The sequence below is a fragment of the Methanospirillum hungatei genome (assembly GCF_020216685.1).
Lineage (GTDB): Archaea > Halobacteriota > Methanomicrobia > Methanomicrobiales > Methanospirillaceae > Methanospirillum > Methanospirillum hungatei_B.
Genome location: NZ_JAIWNS010000162.1, coordinates 1 through 11,797 on the forward strand (window position 1 = coordinate 1; position 11,797 = coordinate 11,797).

Sequence of the window (11,797 nt, forward strand, 5' to 3'; positions counted from 1 at the left end):
TCCATATATGCTTATGAGTTCAGAGGATGCGTCCCCATCCGGACAGGAGGCTCTCAAAAATCTGGGTGTATCTTCTGCCGTATTTCTTCCGGTCTCGACGGGAGATGAGCGATGGGGATATCTGGCCCTTTTCTACACCGAATCAAAAAAGTATCTTGCTCAACCCGAACTTTATGCCTATACCATGCTGACTGAGCTTGCAGGAGCAGCCAGGTACCGGGCATACATGGAGGATTATTTCAAAAACCCGGTTGAAAAGTCACTTGTCGGTGTGTTTCTCATCAGAAATAATCGGTTTCTCTATATCAATCCACGTTTCTCAACGATATTCGGGTATTCACGGGCTGAAATTATCAGATCGAAATCTCTCCCTGGTCTTTTTGAGATGCCTGATGCAGAAAAGGTCAGGGAAACCCTCGACCAGATCATGTCCGGATGGAGAGAGAATGCCCATCTTGAAGTAACTGCTCTTACCAGGGACGGTTCACGGGTTCAGATTGAGCTCTATGTGACCATGTTCAGATGTAATGGATCCCTCTGTCTTATCGGAAACTGCCTTGATATAACCCAGAGAAAAGAGGCTGAAGAGAAGGTCCGGGCACAGGAAGACCTTCTAAAGCAGAATATGATGAGTTCACTGCAAGAGAAAGAAACCCTCCTTCGGGAGATTCATCACCGGGTGAAGAATAATATGCAGATTATTGCAAGTCTGCTTCGTCTGACTGACTTTCAGAGTGGCAACCCGGAGGTTCACGATGTCATCCGTGACTGCAGGAACCGGATCTTCTCCATGGCCTCCATTCATGAGAAACTCTACCAGACTGATGATCTTGCACAGGTCCCGCTCGGAAGTTATATCCGGGACATCGGAAACCGAATCATCCTTGAGTTTGAGATGGAGGAGGGGCGGATTCTCTATCATGTCGATGAAGATTCGCCGGTTTTTGTTGATATCAGCACCGGGATACCGATTGGTCTTATGATGAATGAACTGATAACAAATAGCATCAAGCATGCATTCACAGATACCGGGAATGGAATAATTGAGGTTTGGGTTGGAACCGAAGGAGAGGCCGGGGTCGTCAGATATCATGATACCGGTCGTGGTCTTCCAGAGGGGTTTGATCCTGACAATCAGACAACGCTGGGAATTGAACTTATCAGGAACCTGACCGTACAGATCCAGGGAACGGTCCACTTTGAGTCTGGTTCTGGAATGACCTGTACGCTGACATTCCCGCTCAGAAAGACACCCGTCCCTGAAACCATCATCGGAGAGGGAATATGACATCCGGTCATCAGATTTTAATCGTCGAGGATGAGATGGTCATCTCCATGGAACTTGCACAGACCCTGAAGCGACTTGGGTATGGAATTGCAGGTCAGGTGACCAGGGGAGAGGACGCTATTCAGAAGGCTGGCATGGTCCGCCCTGACCTCGTCCTTATGGATATCATGCTGCAGGGAGAGATAGACGGAATAGAGGCGGCAGACCGGATCCATGATCTCTATGACATTCCGGTGGTGTTCCTCACCGCTCATTCTGATGAGGCAACATTGCAGCGGGCAATCGCTGTTCAGCCATCAGGGTATCTGATCAAACCCTTCAGGGACCGGGAACTGTATTCAACCATCGAGCTCTCGCTGCATAAACACGATCTCCGCAGACGGCTTATGCCACATCTCTCCCCGCCTCTTGAACCTGCCGTGCCTGGTGATGTACCCTGCCTCTTTCTCACTCCTGACTGGATGATCTCCGGGGGGAATACAAAAGCCTGGGAGCTCCTTGGAGTATCCCCTGATTCATGTATCAGAACACGGTTTGATACGCTCATCTCCCTGAATCCGTCACTTCAGGTTACCATGCCTGATAATATATACCTCAAAAAAGGTGATGGAACCCGCATCCCGGTCCTGCTCAGCCTTGGAGCCATCACCGAAGCAGGAGGGTCAATATCCGGGTATGTGATAGCCCTGACCAGGAGGGATACTCCTGCCTGATGAATACACGATAGTTACCGTGGACGAATGTAAGGTAGATGAGGTCCGTGCCCTTTTTCATGCAGGTGACTGGTGGGAAGATGAATGGGATGATTCCATCCTCTGTGACATTGTCAGATCCAGTTATGCATTTGTCGCCGCAATCGGTCCTGATAACCGGTGGATCGGGATGGGCAGGATCATATCTGACGGGGTTTCAGATGCATACCTGCAGGATATTGTGGTCCTTCCTGAATGGCGGGATAAAGGGGTAGGAACGGCGATTGTAAAGAAACTCATGTCTATATGCATGCATGCCGGCATCGGATGGATTGGGATTATCGCAGCCCCGGAGACTGAATACTTTTACCGCCGGTTCGGATTTGCGAAGATGAACGGGTATACGCCGATGAGATATGAGGGGCCTAATCCTGCCAGGGATTAATCCATCCTGTTTTCTCTGAACATGGCTGATGTAAAACGCCCGCTTATCACCGATGAAGGAATCCAGGTTTCTGCAGTATGTCCGGTCATCATCTCTGCCAGCAGGGCAACGGATCTTCCTGCATATTACGCTGACTGGTTCATCCACCGGCTCAGGAGAGGGTATGTCCGGTGGGTTAACAGCTATAATCCCCATCTTCCGTACTACGTATCATTTGAAGATACCAGGGCGATTGTATTCTGGAGTAGAAATCCATTGCCCCTGTTCCCGCATTTTGATGAGCTGGACCGCCGTGGTTTTGTCTATTACTTCCAGGTTACCCTCACCGATTACGGACCTGAAGGTCTTGAACCCGGAGTTCCCCCCTTGGAAGAGCGTATCTCCACATTTATCAGGTTGTCTGAACGGGTTGGCAGGGACCGGGTGATATGGCGGTTTGACCCGGTGCTTCTTACCTCCTCCCTTGACATGAATACTCTCCTTTCCCGGATTGCATACATCGGTGAGCTGATTGCACCGTATACCAAAAAATTCGTCTTCAGTTTTGTGGATACCACGTATTCAAAAGTGAAAAAGCAGGCCGGGATCTGGCATTTCAGAAGTCCTGATCCCGATGAGAAAGAAATATTTATTAAAGGGATTATCGATATGAACCGGTCCTGGGGTATTACGCTTGCATCCTGTGCTGATGATGCCGGGTATGGTCCGGAGATTGAGCAGAACAGATGTGTTGATGATGTCCTGCTCCGAATGATTGGTCAGCATGATGCAGCCCTTCTTCGATACCTTGATACCCATCCGGGCAAGGATCCCGGCCAGCGTCCTGCATGCAAATGTATCAAAAGTAAGGATATCGGGCAGTATGATACCTGTATGCATGGATGTGTGTATTGTTACGCAACCGACCATGCAAAAGCACAGGGAAATTTTGAGAAGCATCGTTCCAGTCCGGAGGCTGATACCATAACCGGTGAAACCTTCGTTCAGCAGAGGAGAATCGATCGGGATATTCAGTCGTATTTACTATGATTAGGCCTACCGAAAACTTGAATGAATTGTCAAGATGCCGGGGAGAAAGTAACATGAATTGCATGTATTGCAAAAATGAGAATCTAAAGAATGACTTAATTACAAAATCGTATGAAAAGGAAGGAGTTGTGACAGTTATTTCTGGAGTCCCCGTCTTGATCTGTGATGCCTGTGGTCAGGAATATCTCGCTTAAAAAAACCGTGAAAACTTTAGACACAATCAGGAATAGAAAAAACCTTCTGGATGTCAGTGCAAATTTTTAGGAAGTTTCATTATGAAATGTGATATATGTGGCGAGGAGATATCCGGCGGGTCTGCATTTACCTGTAATTATTGTGGGGGGGTTTTCTGCCCGAAGCACCGTCTGCCCTTTAATCATGCCTGCAAAAATCTTGCCGAATGGAAAAAATCCGGATTGCCCGGTAAAAAGGGTACCAAAAGAACCAGAATGGTAAAGGCATCTGCTATGGTTCCGTTTTACCAGAAGAAAGAGGTTCTTATTGGCGGGATAATCATTGCAGTCTTTGTTATAATAATTGGGATTATGGTTTTCACTCAATGAATTGAATAAAAAATATTTTAATGATCGGAAAACTATAATCCCAAGGGCTGTTTAAGCAACATCGGTAATTTTTTCTTGTTTATAGGGATGAGTTGGTCATCACATATCAACGTATAGATCATTCATATTGGTGAAACTATTACTAACCCCAGAACCAATGCAGGGGTCAATTTATTTTTCACGAGTAATATAAAGTCAATAATCATAATCAATGCCAGACTCAACGGCATCAGAATGGCGATTTCATTTGTTAGTGTGTAGGGGTAGATATTAATCCCAAACCAGATGATGGATGTAAGAATTATGATTGAAAATAAATATAATACTCCCACAATGTAATGTTTGAGAGTTTTATTGAGAAAACCTCTCTGAAAGACTATTCCCAATCGATATCACATACTCTCTCCCATACGGCCCATCTTCGATCCCTTCTACCAGATCCCAGATCCTGCTCTTCTCCCCGCCCCTGATAAGAGCGATACCCAGAACAACCGCTGCAACCGTATCGGTATCTCCTCCTAATTGTATCGCTTCTTTCAGCAATCTGCAGGGATCATCCCAGTACCTGGTCAGAAGAAAGATTACGACTCCAAGAAATATGCGTGATTCGGTATAGGGAACCCCGTATGGTGCATACTCACCAAGCAGAATCTCCCGATCAGGGATGAGAAGTCCGGCACACGTATCACACCAGGATATCATATCCGGGTTTATGTTCCTGACATCATTACGTATGATCCTCCATAGGTTTGGATATGGGGTAGCCTGATACAATCGTTCATGTGTCAGGAGGGATACCGCAACAGTTGCGGCAATGGCATCCGGATGACCGTGCGTAATAGATGCACAAAGGACTGCAGATTCAATGACCTTTCTTCGGTCAGGGAAAAACCCAAGGGGCGGAGCCCGCATAGCTGCACCATCGGTCTTTCGCTCACTCTTTTCATGGTCAGGGATACTGGTGAGGAATGACGTTGGATCTGGTGAAAGAAGCATCCGGAGCGTCTGTCTTGAATACCCATGCCGTGGATCCCGTGCATATGCGGTGAGAAAGGAATTTGCAAGCTTGAGTGGCGTTATCTCATCTCCGGATGCCATCATTTCTGCTATAGCAAGGGCCTGCTGGGTATCATCGGTGTATCGGGTGGGAGAAAGACCGACCGATGCCAGTTTATTTGTAGCATCCTGAAATGAGAGATTTTCAAACGGAGCTCCGCAGGCATCACCAATGGCGATCCCAAGGAGCATCCGTGCACCGGGAGAATATATATCGGTCAAAAAAATCAGGGGATTTTAGCGCACTTCAGGCACTCGTTGTATCCCTTTTCCTTGATAAGTTTGAGAATCTCCCGGGGATTGCCATGGCACTTAAACTCACCGTTGATCATGACATGCCCTTTATCCACATCAAGGTAATCAAGAATATACCCGGTGTGGGTGATGACAAGACCACTATTCTTCCGGTTTACAAACCGCTGGTTCTTCTGGAGCAGCCGGGCGATGGACTCTCCCATGAGATGAATATTTTCAAGATCCACTCCGCTCTCCGGTTCATCAAGCATGATAAAATGGGGATCCTGGATCATCATCTGTAATATTTCACTTCGCTTGATCTCTCCACCTGAAAATCCAAGGTTGATATCCCTGCCCATGAACTCTTCCATGTTCATCCTTGAAACCGCTTCAGCTACATCCTCCGGCTTTTTATTCGGACTGATGACGTTCAGCATCTTGCCAAGTTTCAGACCGGGGATGGAAGGAGGACGCTGAAACATGATACCCATTCCAAGTCGTGCCCGCTCATGGATTGGCAAATGCGTTACATCTACCCCGTTAAATGTAATGGACCCCTTTGTAATAGTATATGCATCAATACCCATTATGCACATCAGTAATGTTGATTTTCCTGACCCGTTCGGTCCCATCAGAACATGAGTCTCACCTGGTTCGATGTGAAGGGTGATTCCATGCAAAATCTCCTTTCCACCGATCTCTGCATGCAGATCTACTATGTGAAGCATATTGTACTGTACCTTTTTGATTTAATGCGCCTGAATTCCTATTCGGATTGGTTTACAGGATCCGCTTTCCGGCTTCAGCTCCCGGCATGCACTCATACACTTCAGTGATTTTCAGAATGAGAAGAGATTTTGCCGGCAGGTTTGGTTTCTTCTCTTGGATCATTGCTTTCATCTTCGCATGTTCCTCACCACTGGTCTTTACCGTGACGTCAGCTTTTATCTGGAAACATCCCTTTGCGCCGGCACCATATACATATAATGCGGCTTTTGGATTTTCGAGAACATTTGCAAGAGTTTTCTGCATGAAATTATCCCCGACCCAGATCGTTTCATCATCAACTAAAAATACTGAAGCCATGGGTACAACATTCGGAATTCCCGACTTTGATGCGGTTGCAAGAGGAAACACCTTGACCACTTCAAAGGCAGCCTTCATCTCAGGAGTCAGTGCAGTCATGGTACTTGAGTTTCTCTGGTATCATAAAAAGGTTCGGGTTTTATGACTCGCTGTTCATTGCTGCAGGGAAGATAACCCTGACCACCGCACCACCATCATTGGCAAGGGTCATGGTCCCTGATAGTTCCAGCGCAAGGTTTTCAATGATGGTAAATCCGGAGGTTGCGCTTCCGGTTCTGATAATTGACTCTGGAAAGCCCCTGCCGCTGTCCTGAACCTGATAGATATACCAGTCTTCTTCACGCCGAAAAGAGAGCTCAATCCGCCCTGGTTGTCCGGGGGTAAAAGCATGACGTATCGCGTTCAGGATAACTTCACCCGTGATGATTCCAAGAATTGCAGCATGTTTCTCTCCAATGGCATCGTCAATGGCACAGGAGATGACAATCTCGATATCCTGCATCTCTTCGGCGAAATCTTGTGTAATACACCCGATGATAAGCCGGATATATTTACAGAGATGAACCCCGGCTCCCCTTCCTCCGCCCGCTTCGTAGAGCTGCAGGACCGCTTCAAGGAGGATCTTGCCATACCGCATATCATGTTCTGGTTCAGCGGCTATGGACAGGTATTTCTGGCTGAGGACATTTCTGACCATCTGCAGGAGGGTAATATAGGTGTGCCTGACTTCTCTTGATTCAGAACCGGTCACGACTGGTTCAGCATCGTCCCGTGACTCCGGGCTGATGGTCCAGATGATAAGGTCCCGATCACCGCTCTGAATTTCCCTGGCAACTATCCTGACCGGTTGCCATCCCGCCCTGATATCCGGCAGATCAACCTGGTCTGCGATGGTTAGTCCTTCCCTTACCTGTTCGATGACATCCCTGCTGATAAGCCCGCTCTCACGCAGATCTACCCCGGTCTGTCCGAGTGGTGAGTATGATGATGCATAGGCTGATGCAGCATGGTTCATCTCCTGGATTCGGAGATCAGACGCGGTGGTGATGATGGCCGGGACCGGGTTTCGTGAGAAGAGATCATGGTACAGACTGTCCCGGCTGAGTGAGATATCCTGCTGTTCATCAGCCCGTGTCGCACTCAGGATCATGCCTGCCATACCGGAGGGCTTGAATAGTCTGATAAGGATCGGACGTACCTGGCCGTCCGGAAGGGTTACAAGAAACCGGGCACTACTCCCCCCACCCGCGAGGACCTGGGTTTTAAATTCATCAAAACGCTTATGCTCCTGTGCTGGGAGCAGATGGGTGAAAAGAAGCCCGGTGACCGCCCCCTGATCATACCCTATGATCTGAGAGACTGACGGGGTTACATATGATATCTGTCCATCAGCGCTGAGTAGCGCGATAAGTTCTTCGGTGTGGGAGAGGAGCTGCAGGTAGATCTCCGGAGATAAGAGACCGTTCGTGGCATCCGGAACCGCTTGACTGAGTATTCTGATTATGTATCCTTCAAGTCCTGATATTGCGAGCGGTCCTTTAAAAGTCCCGGTGCCGATAAGGATTCCCTCTGCAGGGGACCGGTCCTTTACCTGCAGCCTTGTAAAGATGACAAAGGATCTCTTCTCATTCAAACCGGTCTGGATGGTCTTTCTGACCGAATCGCGTTCCTCCGGATGAATGAGATCAGGCAGCGAGATAAGACCGGTGTCCACCAGTTCAGCGGGAGTATACCCGCACACATCCCTCGCCCCCTCGTCTGCATAGGTAATGGACAAAGCTACGTCAGCCTTTGCCCGAAACATCATCCCCACTATATGTACTTTATTTTCCATGGTCCCCCCGGACAGAACATGTTGATTATCAGGTTTCCTGTGATGTATAATAAGAGGCGGGGTATAGTTTTATTGATCCGGGAGGTACACAAAGAAGGATTCATTGGTTGAAACCCGTGTATTTAAAAGATCACTTCCCCCTGTTGCTGCTCCTTTCCCTGACCGTAATGCTGGTCATGGCCGGTGAGTCCATGCTCACTGCCGCTCTGCCGGAGATTGAACATGAATTCTCCGTTCCAGGTATCTATGAGTCATGGATTCTCCCGATTGTCCTGCTCGTCGGAGCGGCAGCTTCACCCTTTGTAGGAACCGCAGGGGATCGATTCGGCCATAAGCGTCTTCTTATCATCTGTCTTGTGATATACTCTGCAGGTCTCATCTGCGGACTTGTGGCCCCTGATATATGGGTACTCCTCTTTGGTCGTGCCATGCAGGGTGCAGGAATAGCCGCTTTTCCCCTGGGGTATGCGATTATCAGGGAACGACTTTGTGAGACAGCGGCAGATACCGGTATTGGTATTATCAGTGCCATGTATGGTGCGGGAACATTCATCGGAGTGATAACCGGGTCGTTCATAACCGGTCTCTTCTCATGGCGGGTGACCTACATGGTTTTAATTCCGGCGACCTGTATCCTTCTTCTTTGTATCTGGAAGTATATCGGAGATGATGAACCGGGGAAGGGGCATGGTTCCCTTGATTTTGCAGGATTCTTCTCGCTGCTCCTTTTTCTCTTCCTCACCCTTGTTTTTTTCTCCCTCCCCACAGAAGATCAGACCGGAAGTATCGGGCTGCTGGTGCTTGTCTGTGCTCTCCTTGGATTTGTGCTTTTTATCCGGTTCGAGAGGAGGGCGTCTCATCCTCTGGCAGATTTTCACCTGATGAAAAGACGCCCGGTTGCGGTGTTTATGCTGATCGGGTTTCTGACCGTATTCACCTTTTTCGTCCTACTTCAGATGATGCCTTATATCATCCGGCTTCCTACAGGACTTGCCCTGTCAGCTGAAATGGTCGGACTCATCCTGATTCCCGGGACATTATGTGATATGGCTGCAGGGCCGCTGACCGGACGGATGATCCCGGTTATCGGGTGCCGGCTTCCCTGCATTATCGGCTCTCTTCTTCTCCTCAGTGCGGGATGTCTGCTCTTTCTCTTCCCGGTAACGTGTGCCGGCCTGGTGATTGCCTGGATGATCTTTTCATTTGGGATGTCTATGGTTGCTACCGCTGATCTCATCGGAGTGCTGGATTTTGTCGGGGAGGAGCGGACTGCTGAAGCGACCGGAATAATCCAGAGTATGCAGACCCTTGGGGGGATGATCGGTCCTATCGTTACAGGAATCATCCTTGCAACCTCCCAGGTCAGCATGATGTATCAGGGAGAGATATGGGAGGTTCCAAAGGCCGGCACCTATTACCTGGTCTTTCTGTTGGTGATCATCATCAGCTCACTTCTCCTGGTAATCTCCTGGATATGTGTGCAGGACAGGCGGAAAGAAAGAAATGATCATATCCATCTGTGCGAGAACCCATAGTATGACTGAAAAAAATCTTCGTTGTCCCTTTGATAAAGAACCCTGTATAGAGGAACGGTGTGCCGTCTGGTCTGACGTTCATGCCTGCTGCAGTTTTGCAATGATTCCGGACCTTAACAGAAAAAAGAGCATCTGACCATGAGAAACCGGTCAGACCCGGAACAGATACCTCATCCGGCTCAGGGAAGTTTCGGACTCTGCTCTTTGATTAGAGGTGCTATGGCATCTCTTCAACTTTTATCATATTCGTCCGCCCTTCCTTTCCGGAAAAATTACCTGCGATTATTACCAGCTGGTCTTTGGATGTGGCGATACCGGTATACTTTGCAATTTTTATCGCAGCCCTGAAGAGTTCATCTGCCGACTGGATAGGATCAAAGACGACAGGCTGAATTCCCCACCGTAAGAGAAGTCGTCTGGCAACGGCCGGGTCTGGAGTCAGAGCAAGGACCGGAGATCGTGGTCTGCATCGTGATACACGTTCAGCAGTAAGTCCTGATCTCGTGAATGCAACGATTGCAGGGCTTTCCAGTTCTTCAGCTATGTAGCAGGCCCGGTAACTGATGATACCTTCTACATTCTTCTCATGCCAGTCGGATCGTTCATTAAGGATACGAAGGTAGGGAAGGTGCTGTTCGGTCTCTATCGCTATCCGGGCCATCATGACCACTGCCTGACCAGGGTATCTTCCGACAGAGGTCTCGGCAGAGAGCATGGTTGCATCGGTTCCGTCTACGATTGCATTGGCAACATCGGTCACTTCCGCCCTCGTCGGTCTGCCCCTGCTCACCATTGATTCCAGCATCTCGGTTGCGGTGATCACCGGGATTCCGTGCCGGCTGCACGTGGTAATGATTAGTTTTTGAATATACGGGACTTCTTCAAGGGGGAGTTCGACACCAAGATCTCCCCGTGCGACCATAACACCGTCAGCATGCCGGATAATGTCATCAAGTCCTTCAACCGCCCGCCTGCATTCTATCTTTGCAATAAGCGGGATAGTACCCATCCCTTCCCCGGTGAGCAGGGTTCGTGCATCCCTGATATCCTCTGCCGACCCGACAAAGGAAAGGGCGATGTAGTCAGGCCTGAGTGCTGCTCCCTGCCTGATATAGTCGATAAACCGGGGACCTGCATAGGGAACATCCGGTCTTCTTCCCGGAATGACCACCCCCATCCCCTCCCGGATGGTTCCGCCTGATATGACGGTTGTGAGCATCGGAGGGCCGGGTTTTAAGACCTGTAATGTAACAGCCCCGTCCCCTACCAGAACCACGTCTCCGGGACAGACTTTTGGGATGCAGTCCGGGGGATGTACATGAATGGCACCAGATGCATGCTCATGTTCAGCAGCGATGTGAATGGTATCTCCAGGAACCACCTCTCTGGGCGGGGAGTTTATCAGAACCCTGAGTTTGGGGCCAGGAATGTCAACCAGGATACCTATCTCCCGGTCCAGTTCATCTGCCAGTGCTCTGATTTGCTGAACCGTTTCCTCATGCCAGGCTGGTGCTCCATGGGAGAGGTTCAGGCGTGCAATATCCATCCCTGAAAGGATCATCTCCCTGATAATCCTGGGATTTGACGATGCAGGCCCTATTGTTGCGATAATTTTTGTTCTTCTCATGGTGCAGGATATGCCGGGATCAGAAGGACTGGCTCGCCTCTTCATGATACGGGAGATGTGAGTTCTCGAAAGATAAAAGGTAAACTCTGCATGGTATGATCTGGGTGGGCTATAAACCCCTGAAACGATAACAGAATACTGCGATGGATGTTGCAGAACGAGAGGATACGCTTCTATCCCTGATGCGCCAGGCACGGTTGACCGGACAGGGAGGAAGGCCGGAAGATATTGCCGGTCATACTGGTCTGTCTGCTCACCAGGTCACGGAGGTACTCACAGAACTTGTCAGGAGTGGTGAGGTCACGTTCCAGGATGACGGGGCGTATCACTTAAGTCCTTCCGGTATTCGGGCTGCAGAGGCAATTATGCGAAGGCACCGTGTTCTTGAGACTTTTCTGCAGGAGA

General features: G+C 49.1%; 14 protein-coding genes. 9 read left to right on the plus strand and 5 right to left on the minus strand.

Going from position 1 to position 11,797, the window contains the following annotated elements:
• From LDL35_RS10275 to LDL35_RS10295, 6 genes are all read left to right on the plus strand, one after another.
• Positions 1-1,288: sensor histidine kinase (locus tag LDL35_RS10275; protein ID WP_304022246.1), on the plus strand; the 1,288-nt coding region annotated here is incomplete at its 5' end.
• Positions 1,285-2,001 carry a response regulator gene (locus LDL35_RS10280; protein WP_304022247.1) on the plus strand — a complete coding sequence of 239 codons (717 nt, stop codon included), beginning with the start codon at positions 1,285-1,287 and terminating at the stop codon, positions 1,999-2,001. The genes LDL35_RS10275 and LDL35_RS10280, both read left to right, overlap by 4 nt.
• 19 nt (positions 2,002-2,020) lie before the next feature.
• Entirely contained in the window at positions 2,021-2,425 is a 405-nt protein-coding gene (locus LDL35_RS10285; protein ID WP_304022248.1) for a GNAT family N-acetyltransferase, read from the plus strand.
• 21 nt (positions 2,426-2,446) lie between these two features.
• Positions 2,447-3,454: a DUF1848 domain-containing protein gene (locus tag LDL35_RS10290; protein WP_304022249.1), complete on the plus strand. Its 1,008-nt coding sequence runs from the start codon at positions 2,447-2,449 to the stop codon at positions 3,452-3,454.
• A 62-nt stretch (positions 3,455-3,516) separates the two neighbouring features.
• Positions 3,517-3,648, plus strand: coding sequence for a YgiT-type zinc finger protein (locus LDL35_RS15350; protein WP_369694916.1), 132 nt, complete (start codon positions 3,517-3,519; stop codon positions 3,646-3,648).
• Positions 3,649-3,729: 81 nt separating this feature from the next.
• Positions 3,730-4,017 (plus strand): AN1-type zinc finger domain-containing protein, encoded by a 288-nt coding sequence (locus LDL35_RS10295; protein ID WP_304022250.1) that lies wholly within the window; start codon positions 3,730-3,732, stop codon positions 4,015-4,017.
• A 351-nt stretch (positions 4,018-4,368) separates the two neighbouring features.
• Here the strand turns inward: LDL35_RS10295 and LDL35_RS10300 are convergent, their stop codons facing one another.
• Genes LDL35_RS10300 through LDL35_RS10315 form a run of 4 tightly spaced genes read right to left on the minus strand, consistent with a single transcriptional unit; the run spans position 4,369 to position 8,230 of the window.
• Positions 4,369-5,295 (minus strand): ADP-ribosylglycohydrolase family protein, encoded by a 927-nt coding sequence (locus tag LDL35_RS10300; protein ID WP_304022251.1) that lies wholly within the window; start codon positions 5,293-5,295, stop codon positions 4,369-4,371.
• A gap of 5 nt (positions 5,296-5,300) precedes the next feature.
• Positions 5,301-6,038, minus strand: a complete 738-nt coding sequence (locus LDL35_RS10305; protein ID WP_304022252.1) for an ABC transporter ATP-binding protein — start codon at positions 6,036-6,038, stop codon at positions 5,301-5,303.
• A gap of 52 nt (positions 6,039-6,090) precedes the next feature.
• Entirely contained in the window at positions 6,091-6,495 is a 405-nt protein-coding gene (locus LDL35_RS10310) for a pyridoxamine 5'-phosphate oxidase family protein (RefSeq protein WP_304022253.1), read from the minus strand.
• A 40-nt stretch (positions 6,496-6,535) separates the two neighbouring features.
• Positions 6,536-8,230 (minus strand): PAS domain S-box protein, encoded by a 1,695-nt coding sequence (locus LDL35_RS10315; protein WP_304022254.1) that lies wholly within the window; start codon positions 8,228-8,230, stop codon positions 6,536-6,538.
• A gap of 116 nt (positions 8,231-8,346) precedes the next feature.
• On the opposite strand from LDL35_RS10315, the gene LDL35_RS10320 reads away from it, so the two are divergent.
• Both LDL35_RS10320 and LDL35_RS10325 read left to right on the plus strand, forming a co-directional pair.
• Positions 8,347-9,765, plus strand: coding sequence for an MFS transporter (locus tag LDL35_RS10320; protein WP_304022255.1), 1,419 nt, complete (start codon positions 8,347-8,349; stop codon positions 9,763-9,765).
• Between the two features lies 1 nt (position 9,766).
• The gene (locus tag LDL35_RS10325) at positions 9,767-9,901 is read left to right on the plus strand and encodes a hypothetical protein (RefSeq protein WP_304022256.1); all 135 of its coding nucleotides are present in this window, start codon (positions 9,767-9,769) and stop codon (positions 9,899-9,901) included.
• Positions 9,902-9,982: 81 nt separating this feature from the next.
• On the opposite strand, the gene pyk is transcribed toward LDL35_RS10325, so the two are convergent.
• Positions 9,983-11,392 carry a pyruvate kinase gene (gene pyk / locus LDL35_RS10330; protein WP_304022257.1) on the minus strand — a complete coding sequence of 470 codons (1,410 nt, stop codon included), beginning with the start codon at positions 11,390-11,392 and terminating at the stop codon, positions 9,983-9,985.
• A 143-nt stretch (positions 11,393-11,535) separates the two neighbouring features.
• Here pyk and LDL35_RS10335 point away from each other — a divergent pair.
• The coding region (locus LDL35_RS10335) for a metal-dependent transcriptional regulator (RefSeq protein ID WP_304022258.1) at positions 11,536-11,797 on the plus strand (262 nt) is incomplete at its 3' end.